13 protein-coding genes and 1 pseudogene are annotated in these 19,624 nt (G+C 42.4%); 5 read left to right on the top strand and 9 right to left on the bottom strand.

Annotated elements, in window-relative coordinates; genetic code table 11:
• The first annotated feature begins 23 nt into the window (after positions 1-23).
• A complete protein-coding gene (locus AAEY93_RS03985; protein ID WP_101034023.1) occupies positions 24-776 on the top strand; it encodes an outer membrane protein OmpK in 753 nt (250 codons plus the stop codon).
• A gap of 126 nt (positions 777-902) precedes the next feature.
• Here the strand turns inward: AAEY93_RS03985 and udp are convergent, their stop codons facing one another.
• Positions 903-1,661: a uridine phosphorylase gene (gene udp, locus AAEY93_RS03980; RefSeq protein WP_101034022.1), complete on the bottom strand. Its 759-nt coding sequence runs from the start codon at positions 1,659-1,661 to the stop codon at positions 903-905.
• 744 nt (positions 1,662-2,405) lie between these two features.
• Entirely contained in the window at positions 2,406-3,581 is a 1,176-nt protein-coding gene (locus AAEY93_RS03975) for a type III PLP-dependent enzyme (RefSeq protein ID WP_351075087.1), read from the bottom strand.
• Positions 3,582-3,939: 358 nt separating this feature from the next.
• On the opposite strand from AAEY93_RS03975, the gene AAEY93_RS03970 reads away from it, so the two are divergent.
• Positions 3,940-4,773: a mechanosensitive ion channel family protein gene (locus AAEY93_RS03970; RefSeq protein ID WP_124012516.1), complete on the top strand. Its 834-nt coding sequence runs from the start codon at positions 3,940-3,942 to the stop codon at positions 4,771-4,773.
• 422 nt (positions 4,774-5,195) lie between these two features.
• Here AAEY93_RS03970 and AAEY93_RS03965 read toward each other — a convergent pair whose 3' ends face one another.
• Positions 5,196-6,170 carry a nucleoside hydrolase gene (locus AAEY93_RS03965; RefSeq protein ID WP_124012517.1) on the bottom strand — a complete coding sequence of 325 codons (975 nt, stop codon included), beginning with the start codon at positions 6,168-6,170 and terminating at the stop codon, positions 5,196-5,198.
• A gap of 271 nt (positions 6,171-6,441) precedes the next feature.
• Between AAEY93_RS03965 and AAEY93_RS03960 the strand changes: the two are divergent.
• Positions 6,442-6,549: pseudogene (locus tag AAEY93_RS03960) on the top strand (helix-turn-helix transcriptional regulator); the annotation flags it as partial.
• Positions 6,550-6,631: 82 nt separating this feature from the next.
• Here AAEY93_RS03960 and AAEY93_RS03955 read toward each other — a convergent pair.
• Positions 6,632-7,510 carry a radical SAM protein gene (locus AAEY93_RS03955; RefSeq protein ID WP_351075085.1) on the bottom strand — a complete coding sequence of 293 codons (879 nt, stop codon included), beginning with the start codon at positions 7,508-7,510 and terminating at the stop codon, positions 6,632-6,634.
• Between the two features lie 156 nt (positions 7,511-7,666).
• Between AAEY93_RS03955 and AAEY93_RS03950 the strand changes: the two genes are divergently transcribed.
• Complete coding sequence (locus tag AAEY93_RS03950; RefSeq protein ID WP_101034017.1) at positions 7,667-7,915, top strand: hypothetical protein; 249 nt, start codon at positions 7,667-7,669, stop codon at positions 7,913-7,915.
• An 82-nt stretch (positions 7,916-7,997) separates the two neighbouring features.
• Here the strand turns inward: AAEY93_RS03950 and AAEY93_RS03945 are convergent, their stop codons facing one another.
• Complete coding sequence (locus tag AAEY93_RS03945; protein WP_351075083.1) at positions 7,998-8,657, bottom strand: thiopurine S-methyltransferase; 660 nt, start codon at positions 8,655-8,657, stop codon at positions 7,998-8,000.
• Positions 8,658-8,755: 98 nt separating this feature from the next.
• Entirely contained in the window at positions 8,756-9,103 is a 348-nt protein-coding gene (locus tag AAEY93_RS03940; protein ID WP_124012533.1) for a hypothetical protein, read from the bottom strand.
• A 298-nt stretch (positions 9,104-9,401) separates the two neighbouring features.
• Here AAEY93_RS03940 and AAEY93_RS03935 point away from each other — a divergent pair, with 298 nt between their 5' ends.
• Positions 9,402-11,246, top strand: coding sequence for a serine/threonine protein kinase (locus AAEY93_RS03935; protein ID WP_124012534.1), 1,845 nt, complete (start codon positions 9,402-9,404; stop codon positions 11,244-11,246).
• A 99-nt stretch (positions 11,247-11,345) separates the two neighbouring features.
• Here the strand turns inward: AAEY93_RS03935 and AAEY93_RS03930 are convergent, their stop codons facing one another.
• The 3 genes from AAEY93_RS03930 to AAEY93_RS03920 all read right to left on the bottom strand — a co-directional run bounded on the left by AAEY93_RS03930 (position 11,346) and on the right by AAEY93_RS03920 (position 19,523).
• Positions 11,346-13,742 (bottom strand): zinc-dependent metalloprotease, encoded by a 2,397-nt coding sequence (locus tag AAEY93_RS03930; RefSeq protein WP_124012535.1) that lies wholly within the window; start codon positions 13,740-13,742, stop codon positions 11,346-11,348.
• Between the two features lie 41 nt (positions 13,743-13,783).
• The gene (locus AAEY93_RS03925) at positions 13,784-17,494 is read right to left on the bottom strand and encodes a response regulator (RefSeq protein WP_351075080.1); all 3,711 of its coding nucleotides are present in this window, start codon (positions 17,492-17,494) and stop codon (positions 13,784-13,786) included.
• 634 nt (positions 17,495-18,128) lie between these two features.
• On the bottom strand, positions 18,129-19,523 hold the full coding sequence (locus AAEY93_RS03920) for a PhoH family protein (protein ID WP_124012537.1): 1,395 nt from the start codon (positions 19,521-19,523) through the stop codon (positions 18,129-18,131).
• Positions 19,524-19,624: the final 101 nt, after the last annotated feature.

Below are 19,624 nucleotides of genomic sequence, written 5' to 3'. Positions count from 1 at the left end.
CCAGCTAACTAACCGGAAGAAAAATGAAAAAACTCTGCCTTTTAGCCACACTCGTACTCTCACAAAATGTTTTTGCTGACGATTTAGTCCAATGGTGGGATGCTAGCGCTACTGTCCTGCATGGCGAAAACTATGACTTAGCCCCATCAGAAAGACAAACAACCATTACCCTAGAGACTGCCGGTGGCTGGAAGTATGGTGATTGGTTTATGTTTCAAGATTTTATTAACTTTAACGGTAATAATAACGGGGTTGATAGCACGACTTATGGCGAAATTTCACCTCGTTTTAGTGCTAGCAAAATATTGGGTCAGCCCGTTAGCTTTGGTGCGATAAAAGATGTCTCTTTAGCATTAACTTACGAAGAAGGTGAAGGCCCAGTTAACAGCATGCTTTATGGTATCGGTTTAGACTTTGACGTGCCATTTTTTAGCTACTTACAATTGAACACTTACCGTCGAGATGCAATAAGCAGTGGTAACATCAGTGATGGCTGGCAGTTCACTCCGGTATTTAGAATAGACATGCCTATTGGTAATGCTAATATTATCTTTGATGGCTTTATTGATTGGGTATTTTCTGCCGATAACAACGGCTACGACGAAAACCTGCACATCAACCCGCAAATAAAATATGACTTAGGCAAAACGCTGTTTGGTGATCACAAACAAAACAAGCTATTAGTGGGTTTTGAATATGATTACTGGCAGAGTAAATATGGCGTTGCGGGTATCGACCAAAATACCTACTCAATCATTGCGCAGTATCATTTCTAATCAGCGCGACAATTGATAAAAATAAGCTAACAAAAAAGGTGCCTAGGCACCTTTTTTAATGGTTATTTTTTAACACTAACAGTTTTAACACATCGCTTGTTATAACGCGTGGTTAAAAGCGTTAACTTAAGCTAGCAATTTTTTCGCTGCTGCTACAACAATAGACACTGCACTAACTTCGGTCTTCTTCATTGTCGCTTCATCAGGAATTTCTTGCTCTGTGCGGTTTACGATAACACCCGCAACACAGGCTGCACGCCAACCTTGAGTCGCACACATGGTAAATAGTGTGGCTGATTCCATTTCATAGTTCAGCACACCCATTGATTGCCATTCTTTCATTGAACCAACAAAACGCTGAGTAATACGACCAGACACAGTATCGTAACGCTCTTGGCCAGGATAGAAGGTGTCAGAAGATGCAGTAATACCTACGTGTGGCTCCACGCCAGCATCACGACATGCTGCAACCATTGCAGTAGTACAATCAAAGTTAGCTGCTGCAGGGAATTCTAGCGGTGCAAAATGCAGACTAGCACCATCTAAACGCACTGATGCTTGAGTCACAATCACATCACCCACATGCACATTTGGTTGAATAGAACCCGTGGTACCGACGCGCAAGAAAGTTGTCACACCCAATTGAGCCAATTCTTCAACCGCAATAGACGTTGATGGTCCGCCTATACCTGTTGAACAAACAACCACAGCTTTGCCATCAATATAAGCTAAATAGCTGGTATATTCACGATGACTTGCTAAGAACGTTGCGTTGTCCATTAATTCGGCAATACGCTTAACACGTTCTGGATCACCAGGAACGATTGCTAAGGTAGCACCATCTAACATTTTTTTAGTTAATCCTAAATGAAATACATCGGACATTGTGAAAACCCCTTTCAGTTTTGAATATTAAATTCTTATAACCCAGACTGTAACCTAGTATTTAGGGGGATAAGGTTAACTTGATCACATATATATTCATAATAGTTAATATTCTTTCGTTAAATTATTACTAATATATGTCCAAATCCCGCCAAATTCATAAATAACACATTGGTTTCATCATAGTTGAAGGCCGACAAAAACAACAAATTATTTATCTAATACGAAAACCATTAACGTGATTTACATCAAGTTAACCTCACAAAAATGGTTTCAGGCTGAAGGTAAGCATAATCACTGAGCATAAAGTTAATCAGTATTCGATTCAACAAACAGGTCTCATTTTTTAAAATGTATTGATTCACAACTAGAACTCATTTCTACTGAAATAGCATGGCGTAAATGCAGATTGAAATGATGCTATTGATCGGTTCAATATGAGGTCGCAATCCTCTAACTAACGTTAAGAAGTCACTTATGTTTGCAAAGTTGCGAGATTTGATGAGCAAGTTACTGAACGAGAGACACACAGTAGCAGTGATACAGAAACCGAGTTAAAACTAAGAAAATTGATGGCAACTGATGGAAATTGAAGCAAACTGACAGATTCCATCTTAAATAACAGATAGTTGAGATTTAAAGCACCATCAACAACAAAGCTAAATTTAGCCACAAATAGAAATAAAGGACGCTAGCGCGTCCTTTGAGCCTGTCAATAATGTTGTCGTCAAACTAATCCATTAGTTAAAGGTAATAGTCTTTGAGTGGTGGAAAACCATTAAAACATACTGCTGAATATGTTGTAGTGTAAGCACCCGCAGTTAACCAATACATGCGATCACCAATAGCAAGATCAACGGGTAAGCCGTAACTGTACTGCTCATACATAATATCGGCGCTGTCACAAGTTGGCCCTGCAATCACACACTTATCTAACTCACCTTTACGATCAGTATAAATTGGAAACTTAATCGCTTCATCCATGGTTTCAATTAAACCAGAGAACTTACCCACATCAGTAAATACCCAGCGCTCTAATGCCGTGTGCGACTTACGTGAAATCAACACCACTTCTGATATGAGTACACCGGCATTTGAAATCAATGAACGACCAGGTTCTAGAATAATTTCGGGTAATTCATCACCAAAATCTTCTTCTAAAAAATGCTTAATCTGCTGTGCATAAACACCTAACTCATTGGTTTTATCAATATAGTTTGCAGGAAAACCACCGCCTAAATTGATCATCTTTAGCACGATACCGTGTTCTTCTTTTAAACGGTCGTAAATGCTTTTCACTTTGCCGATGGCTGAGTCCCACGCACCGATATCACGTTGTTGCGAACCTACATGGAAAGAAATGCCATGGGGTTGTAAGCCTAACTCTTTTGCCAATACCAATAAGTCGTAAGCCATTTCATTCTGGCAACCAAACTTACGTGACAAAGGCCAATCTGCCGTGTGTGTGCCTTCGGTTAAAATACGCAAGTACACTTTTGAACCTGGAGCTTCTTCTGCAATCATGCGTAAATCGGCTTCAGAATCTGAAGCAAACATGCGCACGCCTTGCTGATAGAAAGATCGCACATCGACACGTTTTTTAATGGTGTTGCCGTAGCTAACACGATCAGTCGAAACGCCAATCGAGGTCACCATTTCAAGCTCGTAAATGGATGCGATATCAAAATTTGCGCCTTTATCGCGCAACAAGGTTAAAATCTCTTTGGCCGGATTTGCCTTAACCGCATAATAAATAGTGGCGAAAGGAAAATTGTTAACCATATCATCGTATTGTTTCGCAACGATTTGGGTGTCAATAACTACAAATGGCGTTGGCTTATCTTTGGCAAATGCCTCAATGCGGTCAAACGTGTCCTTGTCATAATAATCTGCAACATCAATCGATCGAAATTGGCTCATTAGGCCGGTGCCTCCTGTTAGTTGGGCGGTAAAAGTGTCATTAAGCGTCGGTGTAAACATGCGCAGTAAACGATATTTTCAACTAATACGCAACGAATTTTTATGCAAAAAGTGTACTTTTTTATTCTTGAAGGAATATCAATAACATTCAACACATCACCCGCTTAATGACCCAGGTTATTGAGTTGTTTCTCCGCTTGAAAAGTATAGACATTACCGAAAAAAATGCGCGATAAATGACAGAAAATACTTTCACTTTAACGACACTTAACTGTAGGCTAAGATTTAGCCCTAAGTGTGAAAAGTGGTTGTCATCCAAGTTGATAACGACTCAATACGTTTCAATAAGGAACATAGAATGAACGAACCCAGTTTAGATCAAGAGCTCCAACAACTTCAAAATGTTTATAGTGTCATCACTGAGTTTGTTATTGAATACAGCTTTCAAATCGCTGGGGCGATTATCATTTTCTTATTGGGACTTTGGGTTGCAAACAAAGCTGCCAATATTGTCGCCGCGCAACTGAAAAAACATCATATTGATATCACCCTAAGTAACTTTGCCTCCAACTTGGTCAAAATCATTATTATTGTGATGGTCGCCGTGATCTGTTTGGGTAAACTGGGGATTAGCGTAACACCAATGGTGGCTGCGATAGGTGCTGCTTCACTGGGTGCGGGCTTGGCATTGCAAGGTATGCTTTCTAATTATGCCGCCGGCATTACCATTATTGTCACCCGCCCTTTTGTGGTAGGAAATACGATTGAAATTAAAGATGTCAGCGGCGTAGTAGAAATCATTAAATTGGGCCAAACCATTTTAAGCAATGAAGAAGGTGAGCAGATCAGCATCCCGAACAAACATATTGTCGGGGAGATTTTACATAATTCATTCGCTTACAAACTGGTTGAAAACAAGTTTAATATTGATTACCAAGCTGATGCCGATCATGTGATCCAATTAATTAACCATGTACTTGCCACTGCTCCTGCTATTTATAAAGACAAAAAACCGTTGGTCGGTATCAATGGGTTTAATCCTATTGGCATGGAGGTTGGCGTGCGTTATTGGGTGCCAACAAAAAGCTACTATGAACAAAAGTACCAAACTAATTTAGCCATCATTAAAGCGTTAACAGCAGCCAATATCACTATCCCTTGCCCAGTAAAGGAAATTCATTTACAGCACTAGTATTTACCGCACTAGGATTTATAGCACTAGGATTTATAGCACTAACAGTGAAGGCCACTATAGCGGCCTTCACTGGTGGCCAGCACAAATAACAAAGCCACTTCAACATGCTCGTTTCAGAGCTCCCATAGGATAATGGAACAAGGCAGTGATTGAAGATAAGAGAGCGTCGCTTCGCGACTGATAGGTTCTAGGAACTCGCAAGCTCGCCAGAGGGCGGTGCTTCGCCCCTTCTAGGTGCTAGGTTTTAGGCACCTAGGATCTAGAAGCGTAGCGTCCTCGAAGACCGCAGGTCGTCCTAGCAGCCGCAGGCGCTCTATTCCTAAAATCTAGCATACCTAAGGTCGCTCTAGCAGCTGTAGGCAGCCTCGTTATTATCTGAATTCGGGTTACGATTCATATAGGTTAATCAGCCAGATGGATTATTTCAAACTTGTTGCATAATCGATAATACTGCGACGGTATAATTCCAATAATGCGATATTGTTGACCGCGACACCGACCTTTTGTGGTGCCTTATCCATCCATTCATCGTGTGGATAAACACGGCTATCCAACTTCTGAATGGTCATCCCTTCGGCAACACCATCGGTAACGACCCGTATTGGTCCTTCTCTTAGGGTGAACAGCTCGGGATTGATCACATAGGCAATAGCCGATGGATCATGCACATGGCAAGCCTCTAGACCCACTTTTTCACTATAAAACCTCAAGTAGAACCGGCTAATGTCCCAGATAAACTGCCCTACTTCACCAGCATCATCGCGCAATTGATCAAGATACTCACGGGTGAAGAAGCTTTGCTCGGTCACATCTAAACCAATCACTACCACAGGCCAAGAGGCAGTGATCACGATATCCGCAGCATGGGGATCATCATGAATATTTGCTTCGGCAAACGGAGTCACATTACCGTGGTGATTATTCTCACCAAAGGCGCCGCCCATAATAACGACCTCTTTAACTAAATCAACAATGCTGGGATCGGCTTGAAGTGCTAGTGCAAGGTTAGTTAACGGACCGATGGCCACCAAGGTAATTTCTCCTGGTTCTGCCTTAATGGTATCGATAATGTATTGATAGGCAGGACGAGGGTCTGCTTGGCCCTCAATATTTTCAGGTACTTTTACATCTCCCAAACCACCTTCACCATGAACCACCACAGTTGGACCTACCGGAGGTCGAATAATGGGCTGACTCGCACCAGTAACGACATCGGCTTGTAATTGATATTTCTGCTTAATATATAGCGCGTTACGGGTCGCGTTTTCGATGGTTGCATTACCATAAACCGTGGTGATGGCCTTAAGTTCAATATCTGGATGTGCTTGGGCAAACAAAATAGCAAATACATCATCAATACCGGGATCTGTGTCTAATATAATTTTAGTTTTCATGGGGAGCACTGTCCTGCTTTATTTAGTGAATCGATACACTATAAGGTGTTACTGAATATCCTGCGATGATACTCACAGGCCCTTCAATGCATATCAACAAGATATTCGAAGATGATTAGCGACTGCAACAAACAAACTGTTACAGGGTCCTGAGACTCATTAAAGCCCTTGGCACTATACAAAAATAGTGCCGTAAGAAGTGTGATTGCTCGTCAAACTTTTACCTGTAAGTGAACTTAATGGTTCACTTACAGGTGTGCAACCGGCTATGACAAATGCAATCGAAACAGGTAAGTTTGCTCCTAGTTTGCCATTAGCCTTTAAAGCAGCGCGATTGTTTAAGTTACCCATTGAAAATATTTTTGAAGACGAGCAATAGCCAAGGCTGTCACTAAGCGGAAAAACACTGGCCAGTTAATTCACCTATTCGATTAAACTGGCTAATATTATTGTAAACGCCGCTACAAGCCCCGTTGCCATTCTTGTCGCAACGGGATAATTCCGTGTAATGCCTGCTCGATTTGGGCGACTAATGCAGACTTATCTTTACCTAAAATACCTTTAAGCACTAGGTAGTTCGAGGCGTGATCAGAACGAAAAATCGTTTTATCCAGCTTAAGGTGACTTAATAAGGTGTGCATCTCTAACAGTAAACCGCTTTGATCTGGCAATACAAACTGACCATCAAATACCTCATCCATTCGCTCTGTTCCCAGCGGTAATGTCACCACCAGTGTCGATAAATAGTCGGGTTGAGCAGCATTCATTAATTCAGCCGATGCAATCGCGTGTTGACGAGATAATTGCACCCCACCTAAGCCCATTAAAATCATTACTGATGATTTGATGCCTGCTTGGTTAATTTTCTGCAGCGCAGCTATGGATGAGGCAAACGTTTCGCCTTTATTAATTCGTTTTAGCACTTCGTCATCACCACTTTCACAGCCAATATACAAAATGGATAAGCCCATTTCCCGTAATTCGGATAATTGCTCGACCGTTTTATTATTAAGGTTTCGCGGTAAACAATAGCTGCTAATCCGGGTCACTCGAGGTAGATGAGTATTAATGAGTTCGCAAATGGCTTTTAAACGATTAAACGGTAACGTCATCGCATCACCGTCAGCAAAAAAGACCCGACTAAATGGATAACCAGATGCGGCTGCCGTAAGTATATCCAGTTCAATTCTATCGAGCTTTTGTGCTCGAAACTGTTTTTGAGGTTGGGTATACATGTCGCAAAAACTACACTGATTCCAGCTGCAACCATTGGTGACCTGTAAAATTAATGACTTCCCCTCTGAAGGTGGGCGAAATACTGGTTCAATGTAATTAAGCATCTGAATATCCATATTGATGTGAATGTGAGCTCGCCTTAACATAACTCGGAGTTTTTATACTAAAACTGTTCAAAAAACTATCATTCAAAAGTTTTATCGTTATAGTAATACAGTCAACAATTAATAAACAATTTAAAAGACTTAGGTGAAAGGATTATGACTCAAGTTGCATATCAAATAAATGATCGACGTAACAAGGATGTACTGAATCACGACGAGCATTGGGATTTAACCACCGCGGATCAAAAACTCGCACTTTACGACTTACATCGCTATGGCTACCGATTATTATTTGTGCGTCATATGCCCAGAGGACCTGTGGCTGTCATTTGCCAGCAAGATGATATTGCTGCTATTTATGCTGACGGTGAAGTCGATTTACGGCCCCAAATAATCCTTAGATAATCTCACTAGACGCTGCTTAAAACGCTCATCAGCGTTATATTAAAACCTACAGAGCTTATCGGTAGGTTTTTTTAGGTCGATGTTATGGCTTTCGAGTCAATTTATACACAGCTTCATTAAGCCAAGGAACCTGTTTATTAACAAACCTCGGATTATCGGCCAACACGTCCACGCACTCCAGTAATTCAATATTGAAATAAGGCCTTAAATAGGTTTCAACCCAACTTGGACTGACTGCAAATGGTGGCCCTTTTAGGCTCTCTTGTGGGTAATCAAGGGTAATGAGTAATCCACTGACATTGGCAGGAATAAGCGCAGCGAGTGCTTTAACATACTGTTGACGCATTGCTTCTGGCCACGCAATCAGCGCAGCGCGATCGTAAAAACCACCAATAGATGTTGTTACACTTGTGGGCAACGTAAAAATATCACCTTGATATAAGGTCACTTGATCTGTGGAGAATACCGCGTGATCATCGGTATGGGTAACTTGATAAGCAAGATCATTATCTGTAAAAAATTGTTCAACGGCTAAGGTATTTAATTCACACCCCAGCACCGTATGACGTTTCTCGGCCAAATAAAACATATCCAACGATTTGCCACATAAAGGAACAAATACCTTACTATTTTCAGCCAAGCCTATACGCGGCCAATATTTTACTAAAAAAGGGTTCACTTGGTATTGATGAAAACCGATTTGTTGTAATTGCCATTTTTCATGCCAAAAGCTGGGTTCCATGATGCTATTCTTCAGTCAAGTTGCTAATGAGATACTGGCTACTTTAAAGACTAAAAAAACCGGATGCAACCTCCAGTGATGATTTGGCATTCCGCTGACTAGGCTTTACCGCCTAGGGTCATTTGCACTTGTTTTAACCAACGACAGTTTTCACATTGACACTTTCGGCGCGACATATGATGTGGACTTAAATTAGAGTCAATATAATCAACCGCTATTAATAATTGCTGCGTTAATTGCTCAATCGACTTCAACTCAAGTGCGACCATTTCATCATTATGATTAATCCACAAACACTCTTCACCCTGATGACAGGTAATGCATTGCTCATCACTATCATTAAAAAACACCGCATGGGGGCAGTGGGTCACTTCCATTGATTGTAAAATTCGCTGCCGTGGGAACTTAAATAGCTGAATAAGCTCAGCTTTATTGATATTATTCATAATAACCTCTCGCCATAAGCGTTAATTAACTCTTGCTGTAATAGTACCGAGTGTAGATCCATTTTGATTTGATATAGGTCAAGGTTTACTTATCGGTTTTTTTTAGCTAGGAAGCTGCCATTTATAAATAAAAAGCGCTGATTGGTGAAAATACTGTGGTGGTTTTTAGATAAACAGGTGGCTTTATTTAAATAGACCGCGCTGGTGTTTGAATAAAATGGCTTGTTTTAAATAAGAAGCACTTGCCGCAGTAAGGCTAATCAAGGTTTAATAAACTAACCGTCAACGGAGGTTTACTTTGCAAACACCGCAACTCCAACATTTTTATATCAATGAAGAACAGTCTATCTACCTGCTAAGCGCCAATGACGCTCGCAAGCATAAGGCTTGGATCCGCCTGTGTAAGCAACAGTTGAGTAAGCTGGGATACCAGCACATTGAATTTATTGGTAAGGGAGCCTATGGTTTTGTTTTTGCGGGGATCAATGAGTTTGGCCAGTCACACGTGTTTAAATTCTCAAGGGTAAATTTACCTCAAAGTGTCCAAGATAGGCTAGAAGAAGAAGCCTATATGCTTAGCCAAGTAAAACATCCCAACGTACCCGAAGCGATTAAATTTGAACGCGTCGGTAAGCAAGGTATTTTAGTGATGGAGCGGGCTAAAGGCGAAGACCTCGACAAAATTTGCCAGCGATTAGGGGCTTTGCCACCGATAATGATCGTCAGTATTGCAAGGCAATTGGCGAATATTTTATATTATCTGCGTAAGGGTAAACCGTTAGTTCATGGCGATATTAAGCCGTCTAACCTAGTTTATGACATTGAAACCGACAAATTATCATTAATCGATTGGGGCTCTGCGGTCTTTGCTCAGCGAGATGAACACAACCGCGCGGTTGATGACAATGTCATGTCATTACTATCAAGCGATCAACAGCATACTAATGCGCGCATGGGGGATGTGTATTTTATTGGTGACGAACAACTTAGTGGCGCGTTATCAACCCCACGATTTGACGAGCAAGGCGCTGCAGCAACCTTGTATGCACTCGCATCAGGACAAATTAGTCGTTTCGGCAAAAAAGTCATTCCCGCCACCAGCATCGGACTGCCCATCGAGCTGGCAAAAACACTTGATGCAATGCTCAGTGATGATGTTGAACGCCGTAATCTGGCGGGTGATTATTTTCTCAAAAGTCTGCGCCACAGCCATAGAATGCATTTACCGATATTATCAACCCCTCCGTTAACACCAGATATTCCGGTGTGGGCTCAACCGCGATCAAAAACAGTTGAAACAGTGAGTTACAGTTCGCGGAAATCGTTTTTAAAAGAGCACAATACCCAAGATCCTATTGCCAAAATGGATGATGTGCAATTAGATAAATATTATCGTAATTTTATGGCGGGCATGGCTGATACCGAAAAAGGCTTTATTGCCGCAGTGGGTCGTCTGGCACAATATCCTATTGTCGGTGGACTGGTGATACATTGGCAAAAATCTGGCGTGTATATCGACTCAAATTTAGCGATCTACGATCCCGATACGAAAGCGCCGTTAATATTGGCGGTTAATAATATGGTGACGATGGCGCGGGGAATTAAACGAATTGGGGTGTTTAAAGCTTGCTTCTTTAATGCCAAAGACACCTTACACCTTGAGCGAAAAAGTACTGAGCATCAATATAAAATAACCGGTGAACTGCAAATGCCTTTTGAAGTCGGCGATGTGCCCACCTTAGAAGACAAATCTCGCCTTCACTCGTACTTTGAAGACGGTAAAGATCCGGAAGAAAACTTGGAACTACCAGCAGAAATTATGACCGAGCTAGGGTGGTTAAATCAAATCCATCACACCGGTTGTATTATTTTTGAAGCGTTACCTAATCACTTAAAAATTCACAGTTATTTACGATTATTAAATCCACGTAAACAAGCTTCATTCCGAGCTAGTTTAGATCGCATTATTGCTCAGGCGAATAAAATTCAAGGTCATGGCATTTCGGGGTTTATGAAACTGCCCTACAAAAATACCCGTCAATTTAGCCATATCGAGCGTAAAGCAGATGATTTCTATCCTAAAAATCCTAAAGTCATCACTCACAAACCTATTTTGCTCAATACAAAAGTGTCACACACTTAAAACACAAACTAGGTTATTGCTGTGATACACACAAATACGCGAGCTCTATAGGTCGCGTATTATCAACATTTAAATCAACAGCACTTAAATTAGTAGTGCTTAAATTGGCGAACCTGGTGGCATGTCCACAGGCTTGGCAATTAATCGGTAGGTCGAATCCGTCATTCCTTTGGTAATACCTTGGAACAGCCAATCATAATGCGCCGATTGATAATCACTACCACGATTACTGCGCCGTTTAAGCTGCTTGACAATATAGTCGACTCTGGCGGCTAACTGCGCTTTTACTTCCGGGGCGGTTTTAGGATTGTGGTAAGCCGCTAATAGACTGTCAATAACCACCGCATTCACCCGCATTTGTATTGCTAAGCCTTGGCCACTCGGTAAATCTTGGTATAAACTCATGCCAACAAGCTTATCGATTAATTGAACCACCGACAGCTGCTGACTATCGCCCATATAGGCCTGACTGACTCGATTTAAACGCTCAGGCGTTAATAGTTGCGACACAATATGGCGACTCATCACTTCTGCCATGGCCACCGGATCGGTGATAACACCTAAGTTTGATCCAAAACTTTCGCGTGTTTTTTGATAATTACCCGCTTTAGGCACCAATGCTTGTAACACATTATTGGGTACCAATAAGCTTGAGTTTTGTAAACTCGCCAGTAATGAATCGAGTGCAGCAAGTTGCATTTTGGGGCGAATATAATTCCAACGAACACCAGCACCGACCTGTTGATAGCTGTAATCAGCACCGCCAATCCACTTTGCGGCGGCTTCTATTTGGTAACGAGTGAGCAAGTAAAGAGGCACAAATACATCCGCTAATTCGCCATGAGGCTCACCCGCTAATAAAGCATCTGAATTAAAATCGTCAATGACTTTACGGCGCACCGCCTCTAACCGCAGTAGCTCCGCGACAGCATCGTTACCACGATCCCATAAGCTGGCATATGCATTGCTGGCGTTTGCGCTGCGGGAATCTGCTTCGCCAATATACCGAAAACCTTTACTCAAGGTCGAGGTTAACAACGCATCAGCCTGTGAAGGGTCACCATAACCATAGGCTATGGTGTATTTGTCCCACTCGCCAATCCCTTCCCTGTATGGCGCTGAGATATCTATTTTATCGCCTTGAATACTCACATAGGGGTGCGGATAATCCATCACAGAGGCATTATCGTTTGTTGATGCGGCAAAATTATGATCAAGGCCTAATGTATGGCCAACTTCATGGGCAGCTAGCTGACGAATACGCGCAAGTGATAATGCCATTGCCGCATTATCCGCGGCGTGTCGATCTGGCCAGCCTGCGGTAAGCCCGCGCGCAATGAGATGGTCTTGACGAACTCTTAAGCTGCCGAGCGTGACATTACCTTTAATGATCTCACCGGTACGAGGATCGGTAACAACGGCGCCATATGACCAGCCTCTCGTGGCACGGTGCACCCATTGGATCATGTTATAGCGCATATCTTGAGGGTCTGCGCCTTCGGGGAGTAATTCAACCTTGAAGCCATCAATAAAACCGGCATTTGTAAAGGCCGTTTCCCACCAGCGGGCACCCTCGAGTAATGCACTTCGAATAGGCTCTGGAACACCTGGGTCGAGGTAATACACAATAGGGGTCACCACCTTACTGGGCGCGTCTCCTGGGGTCACTTTTTCTAATCTGTGACGCAGCAAATAACGTTGCGTCAGCGGTTGATCGATGGCGGTTGAATAGTCAAGATATTGATCGGACCAATAACCGCTCATGGGATGATAACGGCGGGGCTGGTAGCCAACATCAGGGAGTTGCACAAATGAATAACGCACCCGCACCGATAACAATTTACCGTCTGGAGTAACTTGCGCCACTTGTTTGCCCGCTTTGTTGGCCTTAAAGGTTAAATTAACATCAATATCGGCATTACGTTCAAACGACTTAATCCCTTGGGGTAAAATCACTGAGCGGCTGCTGTCTAAGCTGTACTCACCTTGTTTGGTTGCCGCTAATACATCAGACACCCCATGTAAATCATCGATCACTAAGTCATTAATTGCGACTATCGCCGTTTTACCTTGCACTAATTTACCCCGCCATAAAATCGACTCGGCAAAAGCTTGTGTTACGGCTTGACGTTCGGCAACGTTATCACTGGAGGCGCGAAAATGGGTATTAAGCTGCTTTAACACGACATAGGGGCCATGTTGCTCAAACTGTACCATCCGAGTTTGGCCTAGCTGGCCACGGTCTAAGCCAATATCGTTTGAACCGACGCCATGGGGTAAGCTTGTGATCAATAGAAAGGGTTGATTAAGCTTATCCGCTTGCAGGTACAACTCTGCAGATTTGGCGTCATAAAACAGATTAATAAAGCCTTTTGCCGCTTCAGCACTCTTAATGATTTTTCGAGCGGCATCGCTGGCCGCTATCGCACTGTGAGAAAGTAACGTTACTGGTGTAATAGCCAGCAACAATGCCAATGAAATACTGCGGCGGATCATAATTAATTTCCCTGTCGTTAATACCCTATCGTCGAAAAATACTAATCGTCTTTATGATTATTTTTATAATTAATCCAATGAGATAAAGTTTCAAATAATTCGCTAAGCACTATCGGCTTAGTAATGTGTGCATTCATACCTGCGGCTAAACTTTTTTCTTTATCACCCGACATGGCATGTGCTGTCATGGCGATGATGGGCATCTGTTCTTTGTTGTAACGTTTGCGTAATTCAGCAGTAGCGGTTAATCCATCCATGATCGGCATTTTAATATCCATTAACACCGCATCAAACGGCTGAGAGTCAATCATATCTAATGCGACTTGACCATTATCAGCAATCACCACTTCATACCCGGCACTTTTGAGTAATTCAGATGCCACTTGTTGGTTGATCACGTTATCTTCGACCAACAAGATCAAACCCGATGCCTTAGTAGGTTCAGCTTCAATAATCACCGGCATGGAATTAAGCTTAGGCTCTTTGGCAAAGGCGTTAATAATCTCATCAAATAATGCCGACGCTTTAAACGGCTTTTGTAACACCGCATAAACCGACTTTGTTTGCAGCTCATGGTCTAATGGCTCTGCGGCATAAGCGGTCATTAACATAATGATCGGCCGTTTTGCTAAGCTACCATCTTCGACCATTTTATCAATCGCCGTGATAACCTCGCTGCCGTTCATTTCTGGCATCATCCAGTCTAACAACAATAAATCGACCGGTTTTTTACGCAACATATCCAGTGCTTTTGGGCCACTGTTAGCTGAGTTCACCCCAAAACTAAAATCTTTCATCAATGCTGAATATATTTGTAATGCGCTTGGGTTATCGTCAACCACCAGTGTAGTGAGATTATTTAATTGTTCTGGAACCACAAGTGGTTCGACGACTTGTTCCTCGGCAATTTCAAAACTAATCGTAAAACTGAACTTACTGCCCGTGCCCATTTCAGACTCAACTTGCATAGTGCCGCCCATCATGGACACCAAATGTTTACTAATCGACAAACCTAAGCCTGTACCGCCGTATTTACGCGTGGTTGAGCCATCGGCTTGCGAAAAGGCATCAAACAGCATTGCTTGATGATCTTTATTAATACCAATACCGGTATCACGCACCCAGAACTTCAGCGTAATACGGTCGTCACGCTCACCCACGTCTTCACAACCCAGCTCAACCTCACCCGTTTGGGTAAATTTAACCGCATTGGACAATAAATTGACTAAAACTTGGCCTAAACGCAGCGGATCACCGTTTAAAATTAATCCCGCCGTTACCGGTGCATATAGCAAGAGTTCAACGCCTTTTTCTTGGGCTTTAATGGCATTAATATCAATCACATGATCAAGCACTTTATCCAGTGGAAAAGCGACTCTTTCTAGCTCTAATTTGCCAGCCTCGATTTTCGAAAAATCTAAAATATCATTAATAATTCGCAGTAACGATTGGGCCGAAAACCCTGCTTTATTAAGATAATCTTGCTGCTGCACGGTTAAACTTGTGCGCTGCGCCAACTGCAACATCCCAATGATGGCATTCATTGGAGTACGAATTTCATGACTCATATTGGCCAAAAACTCACTCTTATACATGTTGGCTAATTCGGCTTCTTGTTTTGCTTCAAGTAAGGCAACTTCATTACTCTTCTGGCGAGTAATATCTTTATGAGTACCTAGCATGCGCTTGCTGCAACCGTCCTCAGAGAACTCAACTGCACGACCACGGGATAACACCCAGTAATACAGATCATTTTTACCGCGCATTCTAAATTCAATTTCATAAGTGCCAACCGGATCGCGGACATACTGAGCGCGGTATTCTTGCACTCGATCACGATCATCTGGGTGATACAACTCATCAATGGATGCCAGTAATGGTGGAAATTCGTTGGCTTGATAACCCAACATCGAATAAAAGGCTGGATTACAAATGATTTGTTCGGAATCAATATACCAATCCCACAAACCATCTTCTACCGCATCCATGGCAAGATGATAACGCTGCTCAGACAAACGCAATTGCTCAGCAGCATCGTATTCACGAGTAATATCGCGCCAAACTGAAATCAAGCCTAATAGTTCGCCACGGCGATTATAAAACGGCAGTTTAAAGGTATCGAGTAATACCGGTTTGCCTTCAATATTGACCCGTTCTTGGTAACGTAATGAATGTTGCTGACTCAGTACTTTCTTGTCTTCTTCACCAATGCGCAAGCCTTTCTCTGGGCTCACCACTTCTGATGACGTTAAGCCAATAATCTCATTTTCGCTGTAGCCCAGCATTCGTTCAGCTGACTTATTACAGCCTAAATATTTGCCTTCTTTGTCTTTAAACACAATCGCTTCAGGGATCGAATCAATGAGTGATCGCAATAACGCAAATTCACGTTCGCGTCGTTCGGTGGTTTCGCGTAAACGCTGAGTTCGCCGCGCCACTAAGTTGTCCAGACGTTTATTTTGTTCAGCTAAGTGGAGAGTATACTGGCGGTTCTCTTCAAAAATACGGCTCACTAATGCAAACCACGGTTCCCAACCACGGGTTATTTTTTCAGGCGGTCTAATCGGTGTTTGTGAGCATGCTTCTAAGTGTGTTAACAACCGAGAAGCAGGGCTGACGAATGCACGGCGAGTCTGCCAATGCACTATGGTCACTAACAGAGACAAGGCCAGCACCACGAACAGAAAACTCAGTTGCAGTTTGTCCCACGAGTCTTTAAATAAATCATCTTCATCTTGTAAATACAGTAATCGCCAAGGCGCGTTATGCAGTGCCACACTATGAATGTAATAACCGTTTCGCAAAATGCCTTCGTGGGCATCAAATAGCTCAGATTCAGATAATGAATGTAACTCAGCCGGAATACGCTGACTAATGTGGTAAACCTTATTCATTTCACTGGAGTCGAAATCACTGTGAGATAAAATATTATTTTGCTGGTCAAGCAAAATAACTGTGCCAGGCATTTTAAAATAGGTGCGAATTTGCTTATCTAGCGACGATAAGGTCATGTCGAGGTTAATTGAACCGATAAACTCATCAGCTAGATACACTGGCAACCCAAGCGTAGTAATTAAACCTTGATGAGCCGAATCAATATATGCCTCGCTCCAAAAGACACTCCGTTGTGGGTTCATTGAAGGCGTTGATAGTTGAAATTGTTTCTTATTGAGCAGTTCGTCTCTAAAGCGTAAGTCATTACTTTCCCATGGATAAAATGACATCATTCGACGCTTAGAAATATAATAAATCGATGAGGCTTTAGGGGCGGCTTCTTTGGCGACAGGGAAGGATAATGATAGCTCAAATAGCATTTCAAGCTCTTGATAAAAGCTCTCACTGCGATTATCTAACGATCCAGCGCCAGTAATACGCCCCATATTAGTAAACGGCACGCCGCTGTTGGCATAATTGGGTTCTAAGGTAAAATACTGACCATCTTCGTTAAATTTTTCATATTGAGGTAATCGCTCTTTACGCACAAATTCACCCAAGCGTAAATGATCCACCGCCACATCACGCAAACTTTTCACCGCGCGAATACTCGACTCAAGCAATAAATCGATTTGCATAACATGACGAGCAACTTGTTCTTCTCTTTGTTGAATTTGCTGCTCTTTTTGACGTTCAAACATAATGCCTGCCGTCAATAAGGCCATCACAATCACGCCGATATAGGTGTAAAACACCGCTCGGTTATAATTACGTTGAATAGGAGATTTTAATTGTAAGTCTGGCTCAGTCGGTTTCATTAACCACCCTTGATACAGCGTAAAGGAAGACTCGCTGTCGAACGAATAACACCAAATAATCGGCAATAAAAAACGAATGATTATGATATCAGGAAGATAAGCTCAAGCACATGTATTAATGGCTCCTTAGGCACTTGTCCAACCTGCAAGTGATACCAATCACATTAATTATCTGAACAATTCAGAGCCACTCAAGCTTTCAGTTTAAGGTGAATTAATCCTAGAGTGGCGATTGCCATTTACGTTAATCCAGCGCAGAAGTGGAACGCTTGAGCCGCTCAATGGCCAAGTTTCAAATCACTTGACTCTGCGTTGACGTTTTTAAACGTACGATTGCATGGTCTATTTTGTGCCATAAAAAATAACCTTCCAGGGAGGTCTGACGCAGGAGGTAGAACAACGCAGCAGTGGTTGCTGAACAACACTATGCCTTCAAGGCTTCGCCTTGATTCGCGCAATGTGAATCGCCGCGATAAGCGGCGATAATGAATACGATGGCTATAATACAGACAACAAATATTAAGACTGATTTTAAACCATTGATAAGAAAGTTAATAAGGTTACACAATGTAACCTTATTATATGGCGGGATATAGAACCCTCTTTGTGGCCACTATCTCAATCGGTTAAACGGTTACAAATGTTCCTCAGCAAACTCGGCTAAACGCGACCGTACCACGCCATCGAGGTAAATATTGGCACTGCCTTCAAAGTCTTTAAAACGTTCAACCATGTAGGTTAATCCCGATGTAACCGCGGTTAAGTAAGTCGAATCGATTTGGGCTAAATTACCACTGCAAATCAATTTAGTCCCTTCGCCCATCCGCGTGATCATGGTTTTAATTTGTGATGCGGTTAAGTTTTGGCATTCATCCAATATGACCACCGAGTTTTGAATAGAGCGGCCACGCATAAAGTTAATCGACTTAAACTGAATGTTAGCCTTCTCCATAATGTAATTAACACTGCCACTGGGATTAACATCATTTTTATGCAGCACTTCAAGTGTATCGGTAATAGCGGCTAACCAAGGGGTCATTTTCTCTTCTTCGGTGCCCGGTAAAAAACCTATCGATTCAGCAATTTCGGGAGTGTTACGGGTGACAATAATTTTGTCATACCGCTTGCGTTCAACCACCAGTTCTAATGCCGCCGCCATGGCTAATAGCGTCTTACCGCACCCCGCGGGGCCAGTCAAAATAATCAATTCAATGTCAGGGTCCAGCAAAGCATCCAACGCCATGCCTTGATAAATATTCTTCGGCTTCACCCCCCACGCTTGATGATGTAATAAGCGATCACGGCCGCGATCAATTATCTGCAAATGTTGCTCAGTTTTACTGGCAACACGGCCACAAAAATCAGAACTGTCGTCAATTAAATACTGATTAAGGTAAAAGTTTTCATTACCAAGATGCTCCAATGGCACTTGATGAACCGTATGACGATCTTTACGATCCGTCGACACTTTATCGACATTTTGCCAAAAATCTCCGGAGAATTGATAAAAGCCTTTGGCGAGAAATCGCACATCATCAATCAACTGATCGCTGCGGTAATCTTCTACTCGCTCAATACCCGCGCCTTTGGCTTTTAAGCGCATGTTAATGTCTTTGGTAACTAACACCACGGTGCGGGGAGAATGGATTTTTTGTAAATGCAGCGCGGTGTTGATAATGCGGTTATCGTTATTATCACCGGGTAGTGAGCCGATAATAAACTCTATTTGGTGATCTGGGAAAATCGACAAATGACCAGAAACGTCTGAATGTTCTTCACGAGTGGGCAACGCAACGCCTTTTAAAATTTGCTCCGGAGTCGTGGGACCACCCAAAATATCTTCTAATGCACGTATGGCAACCCGTGCATCACGACTGACATCTCGCTTCCTATCCTTGATGCTATCGAGTTCTTCTAACACAGTCATGGGAATAATTACGTCATGTTCTTTAAACGAATATATCGCTAAAGGTTCATGCAGTAACACGTTGGTATCCAGTACAAACAACTTTCTGTCGTTTTGTTCCATGGTGCCTCCAGAGTGCTCTCAATGAAAAGTTATCAATATCACTTAGCTAAACGTATAACATTAAAGGAATAATTAAAGCCTCTTTGAAAACAGGCCATTGC

Source organism: Shewanella sp. CAL98-MNA-CIBAN-0140 (assembly GCF_040309905.1).
GTDB lineage: Bacteria > Pseudomonadota > Gammaproteobacteria > Enterobacterales > Shewanellaceae > Shewanella > Shewanella psychromarinicola.
Note: the sequence above shows the minus strand (reverse complement) of the source record. Positions and strands in the feature narration are given on the sequence as shown.

Excerpts from the sequence above, each read along its gene's own strand:
- AAEY93_RS03985 (WP_101034023.1), top strand. The coding sequence starts at position 24 with ATGAAAAAACTCTGCCTTTTAGCCACACTCGTACTCTCACAAAATGTT.
- udp (WP_101034022.1), bottom strand. The coding sequence starts at position 1,661 with ATGTCCGATGTATTTCATTTAGGATTAACTAAAAAAATGTTAGATGGT.
- AAEY93_RS03975 (WP_351075087.1), bottom strand. The coding sequence starts at position 3,581 with ATGAGCCAATTTCGATCGATTGATGTTGCAGATTATTATGACAAGGAC.
- AAEY93_RS03970 (WP_124012516.1), top strand. The coding sequence starts at position 3,940 with ATGAACGAACCCAGTTTAGATCAAGAGCTCCAACAACTTCAAAATGTT.
- AAEY93_RS03965 (WP_124012517.1), bottom strand. The coding sequence starts at position 6,170 with ATGAAAACTAAAATTATATTAGACACAGATCCCGGTATTGATGATGTA.
- AAEY93_RS03955 (WP_351075085.1), bottom strand. The coding sequence starts at position 7,510 with ATGCTTAATTACATTGAACCAGTATTTCGCCCACCTTCAGAGGGGAAG.
- AAEY93_RS03950 (WP_101034017.1), top strand. The coding sequence starts at position 7,667 with ATGACTCAAGTTGCATATCAAATAAATGATCGACGTAACAAGGATGTA.
- AAEY93_RS03945 (WP_351075083.1), bottom strand. The coding sequence starts at position 8,657 with ATGGAACCCAGCTTTTGGCATGAAAAATGGCAATTACAACAAATCGGT.
- AAEY93_RS03940 (WP_124012533.1), bottom strand. The coding sequence starts at position 9,103 with ATGAATAATATCAATAAAGCTGAGCTTATTCAGCTATTTAAGTTCCCA.
- AAEY93_RS03930 (WP_124012535.1), bottom strand. The coding sequence starts at position 13,742 with ATGATCCGCCGCAGTATTTCATTGGCATTGTTGCTGGCTATTACACCA.
- AAEY93_RS03925 (WP_351075080.1), bottom strand. The coding sequence starts at position 17,494 with ATGAAACCGACTGAGCCAGACTTACAATTAAAATCTCCTATTCAACGT.
- AAEY93_RS03920 (WP_124012537.1), bottom strand. The coding sequence starts at position 19,523 with ATGGAACAAAACGACAGAAAGTTGTTTGTACTGGATACCAACGTGTTA.